The 15,298-nt window shown below is 41.0% G+C and carries 18 protein-coding genes; 2 read left to right on the top strand and 16 right to left on the bottom strand.

Annotated elements, in window-relative coordinates; translation table 11 throughout:
• Positions 1-2: 2 nt before the first annotated feature.
• Complete coding sequence (locus ACF8D3_RS00970) at positions 3-1,589, bottom strand: N-6 DNA methylase (RefSeq protein ID WP_392469614.1); 1,587 nt, start codon at positions 1,587-1,589, stop codon at positions 3-5.
• Positions 1,590-1,792: 203 nt separating this feature from the next.
• Between ACF8D3_RS00970 and ACF8D3_RS00965 the strand changes: the two genes are divergently transcribed.
• Positions 1,793-3,703 (top strand): hypothetical protein, encoded by a 1,911-nt coding sequence (locus ACF8D3_RS00965; protein WP_392469612.1) that lies wholly within the window; start codon positions 1,793-1,795, stop codon positions 3,701-3,703.
• Between the two features lie 4 nt (positions 3,704-3,707).
• Here the strand turns inward: ACF8D3_RS00965 and ACF8D3_RS00960 are convergent, their stop codons facing one another.
• The 14 genes from ACF8D3_RS00960 to ACF8D3_RS00895 all read right to left on the bottom strand — a co-directional run bounded on the left by ACF8D3_RS00960 (position 3,708) and on the right by ACF8D3_RS00895 (position 13,340).
• The gene (locus ACF8D3_RS00960; protein WP_392469610.1) at positions 3,708-4,721 is read right to left on the bottom strand and encodes an HNH endonuclease; all 1,014 of its coding nucleotides are present in this window, start codon (positions 4,719-4,721) and stop codon (positions 3,708-3,710) included.
• A 7-nt stretch (positions 4,722-4,728) separates the two neighbouring features.
• Positions 4,729-5,316 carry a class I SAM-dependent methyltransferase gene (locus ACF8D3_RS00955; RefSeq protein WP_392469608.1) on the bottom strand — a complete coding sequence of 196 codons (588 nt, stop codon included), beginning with the start codon at positions 5,314-5,316 and terminating at the stop codon, positions 4,729-4,731.
• A gap of 57 nt (positions 5,317-5,373) precedes the next feature.
• Entirely contained in the window at positions 5,374-5,610 is a 237-nt protein-coding gene (locus ACF8D3_RS00950) for an AlpA family transcriptional regulator (RefSeq protein ID WP_125318708.1), read from the bottom strand.
• A gap of 95 nt (positions 5,611-5,705) precedes the next feature.
• The gene (locus tag ACF8D3_RS00945) at positions 5,706-6,602 is read right to left on the bottom strand and encodes a hydrolase or metal-binding protein (RefSeq protein ID WP_392469606.1); all 897 of its coding nucleotides are present in this window, start codon (positions 6,600-6,602) and stop codon (positions 5,706-5,708) included.
• A 152-nt stretch (positions 6,603-6,754) separates the two neighbouring features.
• Positions 6,755-7,894 (bottom strand): YqaJ viral recombinase family protein, encoded by a 1,140-nt coding sequence (locus ACF8D3_RS00940; protein WP_392469604.1) that lies wholly within the window; start codon positions 7,892-7,894, stop codon positions 6,755-6,757.
• Between the two features lie 222 nt (positions 7,895-8,116).
• A complete protein-coding gene (locus ACF8D3_RS00935) occupies positions 8,117-9,190 on the bottom strand; it encodes a DUF932 domain-containing protein (protein ID WP_392469602.1) in 1,074 nt (357 codons plus the stop codon).
• 44 nt (positions 9,191-9,234) lie between these two features.
• Positions 9,235-9,657, bottom strand: coding sequence for a hypothetical protein (locus ACF8D3_RS00930; RefSeq protein WP_392469600.1), 423 nt, complete (start codon positions 9,655-9,657; stop codon positions 9,235-9,237).
• A 123-nt stretch (positions 9,658-9,780) separates the two neighbouring features.
• Positions 9,781-9,936, bottom strand: a complete 156-nt coding sequence (locus ACF8D3_RS00925; protein WP_392469598.1) for a hypothetical protein — start codon at positions 9,934-9,936, stop codon at positions 9,781-9,783.
• A gap of 9 nt (positions 9,937-9,945) precedes the next feature.
• A complete protein-coding gene (locus ACF8D3_RS00920; RefSeq protein WP_392469596.1) occupies positions 9,946-10,302 on the bottom strand; it encodes a hypothetical protein in 357 nt (118 codons plus the stop codon).
• 36 nt (positions 10,303-10,338) lie between these two features.
• Positions 10,339-10,986 (bottom strand): hypothetical protein, encoded by a 648-nt coding sequence (locus tag ACF8D3_RS00915; RefSeq protein ID WP_392469594.1) that lies wholly within the window; start codon positions 10,984-10,986, stop codon positions 10,339-10,341.
• Between the two features lie 96 nt (positions 10,987-11,082).
• Positions 11,083-11,256, bottom strand: coding sequence for a hypothetical protein (locus tag ACF8D3_RS00910; RefSeq protein ID WP_392469593.1), 174 nt, complete (start codon positions 11,254-11,256; stop codon positions 11,083-11,085).
• 8 nt (positions 11,257-11,264) lie between these two features.
• Positions 11,265-11,786, bottom strand: a complete 522-nt coding sequence (locus tag ACF8D3_RS00905; protein ID WP_392469591.1) for a hypothetical protein — start codon at positions 11,784-11,786, stop codon at positions 11,265-11,267.
• A 104-nt stretch (positions 11,787-11,890) separates the two neighbouring features.
• A complete protein-coding gene (locus tag ACF8D3_RS00900; RefSeq protein ID WP_392469590.1) occupies positions 11,891-12,235 on the bottom strand; it encodes a hypothetical protein in 345 nt (114 codons plus the stop codon).
• Positions 12,228-13,340, bottom strand: a complete 1,113-nt coding sequence (locus ACF8D3_RS00895) for a hypothetical protein (protein ID WP_392469589.1) — start codon at positions 13,338-13,340, stop codon at positions 12,228-12,230. Before ACF8D3_RS00895 ends, ACF8D3_RS00900 begins: the two co-directional genes overlap by 8 nt.
• Positions 13,341-13,960: 620 nt before the next feature.
• Between ACF8D3_RS00895 and ACF8D3_RS00890 the strand changes: the two genes are divergently transcribed.
• Positions 13,961-14,287: a pyrimidine/purine nucleoside phosphorylase gene (locus tag ACF8D3_RS00890; RefSeq protein ID WP_374974367.1), complete on the top strand. Its 327-nt coding sequence runs from the start codon at positions 13,961-13,963 to the stop codon at positions 14,285-14,287.
• 72 nt (positions 14,288-14,359) lie between these two features.
• On the opposite strand, the gene ACF8D3_RS00885 is transcribed toward ACF8D3_RS00890, so the two are convergent.
• Positions 14,360-15,289 (bottom strand): hypothetical protein, encoded by a 930-nt coding sequence (locus ACF8D3_RS00885; RefSeq protein ID WP_392469587.1) that lies wholly within the window; start codon positions 15,287-15,289, stop codon positions 14,360-14,362.
• Positions 15,290-15,298: the final 9 nt, after the last annotated feature.

Raw genomic sequence — 15,298 nt, 5'->3', positions numbered from 1 at the left:
ACTTAACCTACATCCTTAATCTTAAAACCTTGGGCTTTTAACAACGTTTCTAACTCTAGCTCAGCTTTTTCTAAATCTGCCATTTTGTTGGTGAAATCACTTAAAGCCTGTTCAAGTGTCATGGTCTCTTGCTCTAAAGGCTTTTGCACATAACGTGCAATATTTAAGTTAAATTCATTTTCTTCAATTTCAACAAATGGCACCCAACGAGATTGACCAATCAGCTCTTGATGCTCTTCTTTTGCTTTGATGTATAGATCATAAATTTCATCAGATTGTGCATTGCTCAGCGTGTTTTGGGCACGGCCTTTGGTAAAGATCTCTTCAGCATTGATGAACAACACAGGTGCATTTAATACTGTTCCATCTTTTTTCTGAACCGGTGTTCTATCTTTACGCAGGACTAAAATACAGGCTGCAATACCAGTTCCATAGAAGAGGTTTTGCGCAACACCAATCACTGCTTCAAGTTGATTTGACAATAAAAGCTGTTTACGAATTTCAAGCTCTGAACCACCTCGGAACAATACGCCGTGGGGTAATACCACCGCCATTCGACCCTCACCTTTGACTGAGGCCAACATATGTTGAATCCAAGCAAAATCGCCATTGGTTTTTGGTGCTAAGAAAGTCTTACGTACCAATTTAGTTTTTTCTGGGTCTTCACTGCTTTCATCAGGCTCTTCAACCATATACACATTTCGTGCATACGGATCTGATGACCACTTGTTATAACCCCATTCTTTTAAACTAAAGGGTGGATTCGCAATTACACAGTCAAATTGCTCAAGCTGATCGTTTTGCAGGAATTTAGGCTCAAGTAGCGTATCACCACGTACAATTTGGAAGTCTTCTTGTCCATGTAAAAACAAGTTCATACGTGCAATGGCTTCCGTTGTCAGGTTCTTCTCTTGGCCTTTTAATGTTAATGAACGTGGATCACCGCCATTCTCTGTAACGTGGTGAATGGTTTCCAACAACATACCACCAGTACCACAAGCTGGGTCATATATACTCTCACCCACTTTTGGATCGAGAATATTCACCAACAAGCGTACAATCGAACGTGGTGTATAGAATTCCCCTGCTTTTTTATTAGCTTTATCAGCAAAGCGCTTGATCAGATACTCGTATGCACGCCCCATATCGTCATTACGAACTTCATTTACACCAAGGTGATACTTATTAAAATGACCTAATAAGGTAATTAACAGCTCATCAGACAAACGTTCTTTATTGGTCCAACTCGCATCTCCAAAAATACCGTATAAATTTTCATTGGCTTGCTCAATTTTATTAAACGCTTCTTTTAAATGCTTCCCAACATCTTTTGTATGTGCAATTACATTATTCCAATGACAACCTTCAGGAATGTCAATACGGTGGAACATTGGGCCACGCGCAAGCTCTTCATCACCAATTTCGTTAATAGCATCTGCAAGTTCTTCATCATAAACGTCACAAATACGTTTAAAGAAAAGTATAGGAAAAATATAGGTCTTATAGTCTGAAGCATCTATCGGACCTGTGATGATATGTGCTGCTTCCCACAAATGGGTTTCGAGATCTTTCAAATCTAACAAGGTCATAACAATAAAAAGCATCAAATTCAAAGAATACAAGTATAATTGATAAGTACAGTTTTTGGTGCCTAGCAGCAAATTTATTGAGTTTAAACGGATAAATATAAGCTATTACTTTTAATGATATTTTTAGTTAGTCTGTCATTTATTTTACTTGTACAAAGATACGACTTCAAACTAATTTTAAATTAACGATCAAAATTTACTTCATGAAAAATTATATTCCATTCGATGCTACTGCATTACCATTTACACGACTTACCAGCGAGCAATTTGAACAATATTGCGAATGGTTACTTATTAAAGATAAAAATTTAAACAATGTTCACCGTATTAAAGGTAATGGACACTATCAAGGTGGGCTTGATATTTGCGCCAATTTTGTAAAATTTCCTAAAATGCTAGCTGTTTATGAATGCAAATGCTGGGGAAATTTATCAATTCAAGAACTAGATAAAACTATAAAAAAGTTTAGACGAAACGACTTACTCCCTAACATAAATAAATATGTCATTATCCTTGCGCAAGAAGAAGTACCTAGAAATATTTCGAAGAAATGGCATGAGATACACCAAGAACTACATACTTTAGGAATTGAGTCCGAGTTATGGACAGCCGTAACTTTAACCACAATGTCACAAGCCTATCCAGACATTGTTAGCAAGTTCTTTCCAATGGCTCCTGAAAGTCAGTTTTACAATGAATGGATGCTTAGAACTCACTTTATTGAGACATTACATAAAGCGTTAATTGATCCTGATAAAAATAATCGAGAAGCGGCTAAAGAATTTCTTGATTTCTCTTCATTAAATTTTTCAGATTTTGACGAATCCTTTTTTGAGGATGGCAATTGGAAAATTAAAAAAAAGTGGATTGAAATTTCGGCTTTATTACCTACACAAAACCATGTCGGCTCTGCCATTATTACGATCAAAACTCATGATGCTCATGGGGTAAGTGTTATTCTAGAAAACAAATGGATGTTAGAAAATTTCTTAGGGAACTCAGGACAACCTATCCATTCTCGCTATAGACCATTTTATATTGGTACCCCATCAAATCAATCTGAGGTTATAGACTTACAAAACTGTCGTTTTAATCTACCAATTGAAGTTATTCAACAAATTACAGAAGTTGCAGACAATCTTACTACTGCCTATCTCGGAGCAATACAAAAAATTGAAGACATATGGAAAGCTTATAACTTTCCTTTTATTTTATGGAATGGTCGAACATACGTTGCTTTATGTACATTGTCCAAAGAAATTTGGGACCTAATGATTAGATTTACGAACGTTCATGATGTAGATAATGGAGACACTGAATGGCATATATTTTCAGCATCTCGAAATTTCATACAACTATATACAGGAGAAAAATATAAACCTGTAGAAGATGTTTATCATGGTATGTTTTGGGCAGAAAACATTGAAGATATCAACGACGAAGATGAACTCACTTTATTATGGGAGCCTCCCCTTAGCAAAATTCCTGTATCCGAAGAACAATGGTGGCCTTGTCAAAATTCTTTTGAATGGATAACAGAGAAACTTATTCCAGAAGCTATTAATTGGAATAAAAAGAAGAACTTTTTTTCCTACTTTAGTTACTCAAAGAAAATTAAAAGCTTAAAAGATCTAAAGGACTTTGGTTACATGAGGGATATTCGTAAATTTGCGTTACTCAAGGATCATTACTATCGAAGTTTAGGTGTGTTAAAGACCATCGAGGCCTTGCAAGATTTCTATATTTCCCCAAAAAGTAGCCGTGCCTATTTCACTACGAATGAAATTTCACAACTATATCTTTGTCTCATTTCTTTGGTCGAAAATGCAAAAGGCTATTTTTCTTATATCTCTTCAAAGCTTGATTTTTATAATGAAGAATTTTCAAATTTTGAGGAGCTTCTTAATGCACTCAGAGGTCGTGTAGCAGAAGAGATTTTTTTAATGAATAATCATGAAATTGAACTTATTCTCAGAGCCATGTGTGAATGTATCTATCGTGATGATTCATGGATAGATATCAAATTAAAAGAGGAAATTTACTTAGCTGTTAGACCCTTTTTAGAATTTCATGACCATCAACTACTCATAGATAGATACTCTAAATTTATGTAAATGCTTATGGCTTATTTACCCACAACAAATACCCATTCTCATTAGCCTGCCGATATGCCCAATTAGCAACATTATGTGATCTTTCAATATTTGTCAGAAAACCAAGCTTTGATAACTCATCTGTAATGATGCTATCAAAGTTTTGGTTTCGTTCTTGCCACTGCAACAAAAACTCTTCCGACGCTAAAAAATCACTTTTAGCTGAGTTACACTTTTCATCTGCAAGTACAAAGTTATGTCCTGTATCTGCTGGGTACATCACCCAAGGTATGAAATGATCCACAGCCCATTTATTTTGTTTAATTGGCTTTTGGCAGTAAAAGCACTTACATGCTTGTAGGTCAACTAGGAACTTCCCTACTTGTCGAAGCTGATTTCGGCTTGGCTCAAACATGAATGTTGCCAGATCAGGTAAACCATCCAGAACCAATAAATTACATTTATTTAATCTGACAAAATCAACCCATTTTTTCTGACATAACTCTTCAATGATTTCGCTAAACTGACGTAAGCAATACATGACATTTGGCAAAAGTATAAGTTGTTTTCGAGAATCTTCTAAACGATATAAAAACTCAATATTTTGCCCTTTCAAATTCTGTAGGTAAGTTACAGGCATTTTCTTTACAATATCTGCCACTTTCTTTTTCAATTGCAGCCAGTACACATGATCTCGTCTGGCTAAGGCAAGAGATTTATAACGTTGTTGGGCAGTGTGAATTAAGCTAATAATTCCTGCTTGCTTGCCATTATTCTGTTGTAATAGGAACGGTTCATTTTCATTAAAATGAAATGGGAGAGTCTGCTTCCAGTATAAATCTATAAATTTTTCTGCAATATCCAGATAGTCTAAAGTTAAGCCTTCTCCAGTATCGCGTCCCTGTTCAATCGCCAAACGAGAAAGGCTCATCAATAAAGCAAATTTATACGTCGAAGAAAAGTTTCCTGAATGTAAAATTTGCTGAATCTGTTTAAGAAACTTAAGTTGCTGCTGTGGTGTTGGTATAGGTACTGACATTATTTATTCAATTTTGTTTTTTAAATATGATATTCAGCCAATCTTCATTATGATCAGGGCGCTTATCAATCGTAATCGATTGTTGTAACAATAAAATATTATCAAATTTTTTTAATAAACTCTGTGCTTGGGATTCATCCATATCGGTAAATTGTCTTCCATCCTTATAACGATCTCCCGCACCATATTTAAATGACATATAGCAGATACCATTCACTTTTAAGGCTTTTAGTATTTTTTCCAGCACCTCAGGCAAGCGTTTTCTTTCACAATGTAATAGTGAGGCACATGCCCAAATACCATCATACTGATTTAATTCGGACAACTCATAGAAACTTTCAAAACGCACATCGACTCCAGTCAATTGACATGCTTTATCAACCAGTTCTTTTGAATAATCTGTTGCTGCAACCTGATAACCTTTTTTCTTAAAAGCCAAGGTATCTCGACCTGACCCACAACCTAAATCAAGTACAAAAGCCTTGTCTGGTAGATACCGTAAAAATGGTTGATATAAACTCTCCATATCTACCCTAATTGTAGATTCAAAAAATCCCAATGCATTTGTATCGTAATAATCTAAAGTTTGCTTCATTCTTATCACAATTAATTTTTCTCAATTCTACCAAAAAAATAAGGGAGCAAAAGCCCCCTATTCCTCTCGCTGTTCTAACTTAGCCTGAATCCACTCATGAATTTCCCAAGCTGACCAACCAATTCGCATTTCAGTTAACCGCACGGGTTGAGGAAATGTAGGATCATAATATTTCGAGTCTTTATTAATCATCTCATAGATCTTTGATCGGCTTAGGGCTGTAAACTCAACAACATGCTTGATGTTGATAATTTGGTTCATCTGAAAAGTTTGACCTGTGATCGACGCATTCATGATGTTTTCTCCTAATCATTGATGCGAGCGGTAATTGCTCAAATGATAGGTCTCCTGAATAAAAAATTACTTGATCCAATGACATCTAATGACATCTAATTCAAAGCCTTGACCGACTGCCGCAACCCTTTCTGTATATCCTGAACACGGTCAACTTGATTCGATGTGTCTTGGATTTGCTGATCAGATTCATCCGAGTAAAACTCCTCAACAATATCCATCCCTTCCTCACCTCCCACCTCAAAGCTGGCATTGCCATAACCTATCCTCGCTACTTGATCCAATGCCTCTTGATAGAACCCTGCTGCTTTGCTTTGTTCACTGATTTGCTTGGCATTGCTAATCGCTTCCTGCAAATTGGTTCCATCCTTTAAAGTCAAATCCACGTAATAGATTGGAGTTCTATAACTTTGCGTGGTGCTTTTACCTCGCAGAGTGAGTTGCAATGGCAAACATGAAAGTAAATCACCTGAAGCTGAACTGTAATAACGGAGTCGTGCTGCTAAGGTACGGATACTATTAAATCCAGTCGTTCTAAAGATGAAGGTGCCTAACTCATCCGATTCATCTAAGTTGACGTACAGTCTGCCATAAGGCTTACATAGCCCACCTTGTGCCAATGGACATAAATCAGGGGATGGGCATGGATGTTGTTCAATGCCGTTTTGTCCAAGTCGCTGACAAGTTTCTCCATTGCCTGAACAGATTAAGCGTCCTGTTTGTCGATCAAATAAGCTGTACTCAGCGCGTAGATTCAATTCTGGATCATTAAAGATCATTCGTACTGGAATGCTTCTAAGTTTTTGATTGGGTGCTTTTGCTCGTAGTTGTTCATCCAAGGGATGCTTAATCCATCCGTCTTTCCCTTGAATTTGGCTGGTAATGGTAAATTGATCATCCTTTTCAGGAACTCGTTTGCCGTTCTTTTCCACGATCTTGCCAATGCTGATCCGACCTAAAACAGGTGGTGTAATTGCTAGACCTTTAATCATGGTGATGTCCTCTATATAGGTGTTGAAGTGATGTTTAGATTTTGCGCATAAAAAATCCCATGCCTGTTTGGGGTATGGGATCGGGTTATTTGATGTGGCTTTGGTGATTGATACGTTGTTGGGGGAAATAAATGCTGGAATGTGTATTTGGCCTATCCACCATTCGGATAAATTTGAAAGCGTCGTGTTCCTGCTTTGGTTTGTGGGAACTGCTGTAGATATTCAGGGTGTTGTTTCAGTAACGCTTTGCTGTTTAAGGTGGTGGCATCTTGTGCCTTCTTCCACGTCACTGAGCCTCCTGTAAATACCGCACGTTCCGCATCTTTCATCAGCATCTGTATTTGATGTTTGAGTTCATCGAAATACTGTTGATGCTGTTCAAGTCTGTGTCGCTCTTCTAACAGTTGGTTAAAGAGGTAGTTGGCCTGTTCATTTTGGCTGAGGTCTTCTACGGTTAATGGGATTTGTTCTGGATAAAGTTGTTGTAAGGCTTTGGCTGCTGAATCCGAGGCATCGACACTCGGTGGAATACCCGATTCTACACATTGCCAGAAGTGACGCTCCGCATTGATGATGTGCTGAATCACCGTTTCGTTGCGGGTGACTTTATAGATTTTAGTTTCATGCCCACAGATCAAGGCACAGATATGCGCGGCTTGTTTGCCTGTCACCGCCAATTGATGTTGGACTTGGCACAGCACATACAGTGGTACACCATCTCGCCAGAGTTTTGCGCCATATTCTCCGACAGTTTTACACTCTAATATTTGAACTTCTTCATTACTGACAATGGCATAGTCCAAATTGGCGAGCATAAAATGTTTGTCTTCATCAGGGTGTTGTAATACTGCATTGACACGACGCACTTTGTTGTTGGTGTGCATGCTGTAATATTCCGCCACCAAAGGTTCAAGTTGTTTGCCCCAGTAAAGTGGTGCATAACCTGCACTTTCATCTTCGATGTTTTGTTGCATCCGATCTGTTTTGATCATCCAGAGTTCCAACATCGACATATAGGGATTGAGGCCGCAGGCAGTTGCAGCATCACTACTGCCAATGCCCTGTTTGCGGATTTCAAGCCATTGTTGATAGTTGAGTTGCTTGGTATTGGCAAGGCGTTTGGCTGCGGGTGTTTTGGATTTTCTTGGTTGTTTATTTTGGGAATGTTGAGCTGAATTACGTTTGGTTCGGGTGCCGACTTCGACTTGTTGAGTGGATGGATTGATATTCGGTGAGTAGGCTTGTAATGGGGGTTGGTTTAATGCGTTTTGAATATGATGATGACTATTCATAATGGCGAGATTCCTTTTTGAATAAAGTATCGTCACCACAGCAACCACTAAATTTCAGGCATAAAAAAGCCACCTCTGAGTGTGGCGAAGGGTCTTGCACTGCGGCTATCTTATAACCACTAGCTTAGGCTAATGGTGAAAGCTTAAATGAAGCTGAAATTTGAGTCACTGTGGTGGCTGTTGTTTCTAAAGTGAATAAGGGTGAGTTTGATAGCGGGTGGGCTAAGCCAACATGCGTAAAGCCTGTTCCAAGCCTCTTTGTTTAAGCGCAGCCCCTGCCCCAAACCATGCTGAATCCAGTCGATGATCGGTACTCATCGCTCGACGTTCATGGTCGGTGAACTCGGTAATGGCGCATAGCAAACCATAGGCTGTATCTTTGGCTGAACTCAGTTCTGCCCCACGGCCATGTCCATTAAACATGGTCATGACTTTTGACATGGCGCGGCCATTCGGTTCGGTTTTGTTGTCGGATTTATTGATGCTCGCTGTTACGGGAATAGTTGCTTTGGGTAGTGCCGCATTGCGGTAGTATTGAATAATGCTGTCCTCCTGATCCGCCATACTGAGATTGCTGTTATTAAACACCGCATCAAAGTAAGCGGCTGCTTCTTGCTGTGTCACCTTACGCTGACTCAGTTGCTTCATTTCATACATGTGTTCATCCCATGCACGCACTGAAATGCCGAGTTGGTGTTTGACTTTCCCTGCATCAAAGCGGGTACTGTGGGGAACTTTGACTACGCCCGTATTGCTAGAGCTGTTGTTATGGGCTTTGAGTGCAATGGCTAAGGTGTTGTTACACACCACACGAATAGAGGTGAATTGTGCAGTGGTCGCTAAGGTGCCATCACAAGCGGTCGCTAAAAGAATATAGCCATTACTCACATCCTTTCCTTTTAAAGCTGCACTCTGTCCAGTCTTCGCCAATGCCCAGAACTTCTTACCGCCTTTCAGTACCCCAGCAGTTTCCAGTTCAAATCCCGATTGTTCGCTTAAGTCTCGATAGAAGTTTAAGATCTCCATCGGTTGCACTTCTTGGAAACGTTGACTGACCACGGATAACGGTGCATGAGTATCCGAGCGATACAGTACCCGTTGTTCTTCAAAGGGTAGAATGATGTGTTGTCCGCGTACGTTCTGTGCCATGTAACGAACATCAGAGCTTTCAATACGCCAGTCCATACCCGCTTGTTTGGCCCAGACTTCAATCGGTTGATTCGGGGTCAGTTGATTGCCTAGTCCATGCCAAGGGGTTTGACCGACAAAGGCCATACTGTCGACTAAATGTGCCATAAAGCATTCTCCTATTGAGATTAAATAAAATTGTGAAACTGCAATTATTCGAAAGGACGAGTGTGATGCATGGGATAAGTGGTCTCTGGCTCATATTGAAAAGCCAAAGCAAAGCAATATTCACATTCCAAACATTGATACGAGGTTTGCCCACGGGCTTGGGTGGGAATGGAAGGTGTAAGAGGTTGAGTCGGTGCAGCATCCTGTAAATGATTGAGTAGACACGCCGCACATCCCACCGCTCCGCCAATCACCGCACCAATGATCAGCACCATTGGCTTTTGCCCTTTCAACATACGAGCACCCGTGGCTCCCATCGCGGCATAGTTGACCAAGTAATGCATCAAGCTATGCATGGGTGGTTTTGGAAAGCTTGATTGCGTTGGGTTCGGTGGTGGTTGGAATTGCGGTTGTGCAATCATTTCCACCTGATCACTGCCACACATGGGACAACAAATTTTGGACATATTGGGTCTCCTGAGATAAAACATCAGTCATAAACGGGCATAAAAAAACCTGCCGCAATGGGCAGGTTTTTTAGGTTTGTGTTGTGGTATTGGTGCGATTCGCTTTAACTCAGTTCAGCTGATTTAAAGCTTGGCAAGCAGTTGTAGGAGTTTAATGACATAGACCTGTAGCGCTTTTTGTAATACAGGATGTTGATCACCCCGCATGATTAGCCAAAGCAGTGTTGCGATAAAAACACAGCACAATAAACAGATCAGCATAAATCTGCGCTTGCTCATGGCCCTTGTCTATTGGGTGACTTTCGGTCGAGCTAAGCTTGATTTCGTTTTACAGGGGCGAATACTTTGAATGTATTGCCCATCACCAGTATCGTTATAGAAACCATGTTTGGACTGAATTTCGAGACATTGGCCCTTTTTAAACTGCTCAATCTGCTGCGCGACTTTTTCAGGTAAAGCATAATAGTTCAAGATCACTTCACCCTTTTTGGTATTGAAGATAATCGCTTCTTCACCTAAGCCAAGGTCCTGTTTTAAAATAATCTGTTCGGTCTTTGCCATCGCAGTATGCGTGATCAATAGACTGAATGCCGCAAAGCTTAAGTAAACTAAACGTGTTGTGATTTTGGTTTGAAACATCTTCATGATTTTATTCCTATCATTATTGATATTGGTTCCAGCTTAGAAACAGGGTTGATAGCCTTCTTGCAGTACTTGCTGACTGGTTAGATTCCAACGCACCACATACCACGTACATTGATAACGATCCGAGTCCCATGCCGCACGATAAGTCAGTTCATCCCCTTGCTGGCTCCAGCCTTCTACACGTTTCTGTACTTGATCACGATCCGCACGTCCCCACGCCTCCATCAGGTGAGTTCGCAACATCTGATCAATCTCAGGCAGCATGCTTTTTAAATCTGCTGAAGCGGATTGCATCGGCTTTAAGCCATAAGTGGAAGGATTGGAACTCAGGGTTTGATCGTCGTGGTATTCGCCATCAATCTGCATACTAAGATTTTCTAGATTGGCGTTGCTCGTTGAAGTTGAAGGTTCAGCTTCAGTGGAGTCTGTGCTCATAGAAAGACCAGCTTCCCCCATATCTAAATTGGCGGGTATTGATGGTTCAGTTGTTGTAGATGAACTGGAATGAGATGATTGGGATTGTGCAGCCGCCAGTTGTGCCAGTTTTAAATCGGTTTGACGTTGCTGATGTTGGTTAAATAACACGGCTGCGGTCAGTAACACGATCATGCCGCAGACAATCAATACCCAATGTATCGGTTGTAAGGTTTTCGTCGAAGTTGAATCAGTGGAATTTCTATTCATATTTTTATCCTTCTTGTCTTTGTCTTTATCTCAATAAAGCTTCACCCTCCCTGTTTGGTTCAGGGAGAGTGATTGCCATCAGATTTAAGGGGTTTGCTAGAACAGCCAGCGCACAATTGCCAACGGCCACATCAGTCCTTTTAGCAAGAACAGCAGGCAACTTAAGTAATCGACACTGACATAACCGCCTTGTAGTTCTGCCGTGCGTTGCATCAATATCGCGGCATAGACAATGGTCACGATCAGATAAAAGCCAATGAATTTTTTCATGGTCGGGCCTATTTCTGACAGCTTGGATCAGTTAAGGCAGGTCCACGAGTGACTTTGCCATTGGCATCTTGAGTCGCCATGATGTGACAGCGATTGATCTTGGCAGAGGCAGGTTTGTCAGGGGCTTTCATCCGTGGACCGTTATAATCTTGACGGGTGGCTTGACGTACTTCTTCAGAACGCACGAATACCGTTTGCCCTGTCTCGGCAATAATCAATTGCATACGACTCGGTTTGTAATAGGTATTACGTGGACAACCGCCTTGATTGCGTAAGGCAGTGATACGAAATGTCTGACGAGTACGCTGACGTTCATAGCCGACATAAGTACAGCGCAGTGGCACCCCGCCCTCAACGCTGACCAGTTGTAAGGGATAGCTGTATTCTTGATAGCCACCCGCTTGCGTGGCTTGTCCAAGCAGCAGTGCACTCGCGAACAGTGCGCCAGTACAAAGTAGTTGTTTTAAAGGATGGGTAAAGCTTGAATTGGTTTGAAGCGTTTGTTGTTGAGCGTTTAGATGTACTGTCATTGTTAATATCCTAAAGACTAGATAGGGTGTAGGTAGCGTCCTACTTCATCTAGATGTTGTGTATTTGAATATTTTTTATTTACGTTTTTAATGTGAGCTGCTGGTTAATACTCAGCCTGCCAACCACTGCTGCCTAAATTGAGCAGAACGGATTGCGCTTGTGTCATGCTTTGATCGAGTACCGCATCGTAGCGTTCCACCACAACCTCACAGTCATACTGGTCATAACTAGGACCATTGCCTGGCTGCCCCTCAAAGGGATTACTGCGTATGCATTGCTGCAATTTGACTTGTACGATGCTGTCATCCTGTTGTCGCATGGCATGTAAGGCATCATTGGCAGTAGGTGGAATAAATGCTTCACGAGATTCTCCACAAGCACTTAGTCCGATCATCAATCCGATGCTGAGGAACAAAGGACGGCTTTGATTTAAAAATAGCTTATTCATCAACTGCTCCTTGTGTCTCAACAGGTGTATGAGCTAAACCAAAGCGGTAATCAATCTGCTGTGGAATGGGAATATCTGTGCTGTGTATAAGCTGCCGTGGCTTAGGATGGTAATCGCGTGTGCCATCGTCACGTCGAGTCACTTCCTGTTGTTCTTGATAAAGGTCATAACGCAACTGCTGCGGTTGGAAGCGATAGACAACAGGTTGTGGAATAGCCGTATCTGAGGAATAAGCGGACAGGATAAGTTGTTTGACCGTCAGACGCTGCCCTGCATCGAGTTGTAAGAGATAACCCAGACAAGTACCGCGTTTTAAATCCGCCAAGTTGCGTTTGGCTTGGTCCAATGGGTAATGCAATTCTACTTTCAGTACCTCAACCTGTTGCCCACCAAAGTTCGGATTGTAGGCTTGAGCCAATACCTCTTTTTCAATGACATAGGGTATGCTCGTGCGCAAACTTAAAGTTTCGTGGTCTGCATCGTATTCAATCGCGTTATAGGCATCTTGATCATCGGCATTAAAACAAACGGGGGCATGTAATACATTCAGTGCCAGTTCTAAATGACTGAGATCAACTTTCAGTTTACCCGTCAGTTGTTGATGCTGTTGCTGTGCTGATTCAAGCCGTTGTTGGTAATCTGCGGTGGTTTCCAGTTCTCCTTGTGCTTCAATCGAGTTTGGAGATTTCAAACGCCGAAAGTAGTTGATCATCAACTGATTGGCTTGCGGATAGGCTTCGGCTTTTCTGAGATCAACAGGATTGAAGTCTTCCTTAAAGCGTCTACGTTGACTACCCAACCAAACTATTTGATCAGGTTTGAGTTTGAGTTGCTGACGGAGTGCTTGCCAGTCTGCTTGTTGTTGTTTGTCGGTGAGTTGTTGATGAAAGCCTTCAAGCGTACCGTCATCGACTTCATCAGTCGGTGCTAAGGGTTGTAACTGTTCAGCCGTTACTAGCACGGGGACAGGATTAGATTGAATTTGAATGCGTTCAGATAAAGCCTCAGCTTCATCGGGGATATAAACATGATTATCTTTTTTTGAGCATGCCGTGACGCACAAAGGCACCATCAGACACGCCACCCAAATCGGGGCATGTGCCATAGAACCACCTTGTATTATTCGTCGTTATAGATCAGATCTAAACGTTATTGAGTGGAATCAGGCAAAGCACAGCCGTGAGATCGTCTTGCCAAGGGCAATCGAAATAAAAAGTACAATCGGTTTAAGTTTGGAAATGGCAAAGCCAAAAGATAAATGTCAGTACGCATGGCGGACTCCTTTGTTTAAAGTAAGCCTACCGAATCCCTGCTAAAAGATGGTGGTAGGACGAAAGAGGGTTAGCAGACTGGTAAACAAAGAAACCAGCACGCGCAAGCGCGTCCCCCCTCCGCCCTACCATAGAAGAAAGGGGGACGAACGGGTCCACGACACACAAAAAATCAATTTCGTATCTCGTCTTTGTTTAACTGGGTCTGCTAAAACCCACCGGCAATGTAGGCCAGCACGCCAAGGATAATCGCTGCTTACCATTCGGTCAAGCAACGGGCATTATGGTTGCTCAGGAAATCGTAAAGCAGATAACGCTATGATCTCTCTCAGCTATTTAATGGTGGAGTCTGCTTAAGTAATCGATGGATCATTTTTAGCTTGAGTGTTGATCGTCAGTTTGATTATGATTCTCAAAACACAAGACTATAATTTTTTTTTTGAGATCACTCACTGTGTCAGAACAATTTAACTTTGTTTCAATTAAAAAAAAGGCCAACATTCATTTTAATGGTTCGTCGATTAGCCATGTGCTGATTTTAAAAGACGGCACTAAAAAGACACTCGGCGTTATTCTGCCTTCAGAACATCCCCTCACCTTTAAGACTCATCTCGAAGAGCGTATTGAGATTATTTCAGGCAAATGCGAAGTTCAAATTGGAGCTGCCACTGAGGTCTCAACATACAGCTCAAGTGAATCTTTTATTATTCCACCCAATACTGAATTTACGATCCAGTCAGATGGCGTTGTAGATTATGTTTGTCACTTTGAACAACATTAAGCTTGTTTTTATTTTTTAGCTTAAATAAGGGAAGCCTCCTTATGGCGGCTTAACCCCTGCGTTTCACTTCAACTATTTATGTTGAATGATCTGACCACTGAATGACTCCATACCTCGATCCCACACATAAAGGTTAGTTGCATGCTCTTTGAGTGAAGTCATTCTGACATCTAAGCTCTCAAGGTTTTCTAATGGGGACTCCATGTCATCATTCATAAATGGAGGCACTGTTCGATTGCCCTGAACATCAGGTTTAAACTGTTTTTGCTCCAGTAAAACCCCGATGCCCTCTGTCACATCCGACCAGATCTCCCTCAATTTTGCACAGTAATCAGTCTCTTCAGCATAGAATGCTTTTTGGAAGGTTAAGAAGTAGCGCACCACATAGTGTTGAAATTCTGGATCACGATAAATCTGATAAAAACGATACAGCACTTGTGCTCGACACCATGGTTTATCCATGAGTCGTCGCTCAAACTTCTTCAATGCTCGACTAAAACTTTGAATATGACTCAGCCCTTGTGCAGTTGGATGGGGGTGCATAGTTAAATAGAATTTAAGATCAGGTGCATCGACACTCAGGCGATTTATATCTGAGTATTGATCCATCAATTTCTGGATCTTTTTCTCATAAGCCGTATTGCACTTATTCAGCATTTCTTGAAAGCCAATGCTTTTAAATAACTTTTCTAATTTATTGAGTATCTTCGAAACTAAGTCAGCCCATTGTTTCTCATTCTCAGGCCAAATCTGAAATTCTTCCTGTTCCGCGACACATGTATAGTACGCATTACTGAATTGGGTCACCCAAAACCCAAATTTAAATTCTCGATGTGAAAACAGCAAATAATGCCAATCCTGACAATACTCGAGGAATGAGCGTCGCCAAGTCTTTCTCAAATCGCCATCAACCAGTGTTGCACGCTTCAGTGCAATATAGAAATCATGTACATCCTGCTCTAATTTTGGAGCAACGAAGAGCTCAGCTTGTTTGAAATTCATGTCGAAAGT

It is taken from the genome of Acinetobacter sp. YQ_14 (assembly GCF_043102985.1).
In the GTDB taxonomy this organism is placed as follows: domain Bacteria; phylum Pseudomonadota; class Gammaproteobacteria; order Pseudomonadales; family Moraxellaceae; genus Acinetobacter; species Acinetobacter venetianus.
The sequence above is the reverse complement of the archived record's forward strand: the minus strand, read 5'-3'. Positions and strand labels throughout refer to the sequence as shown.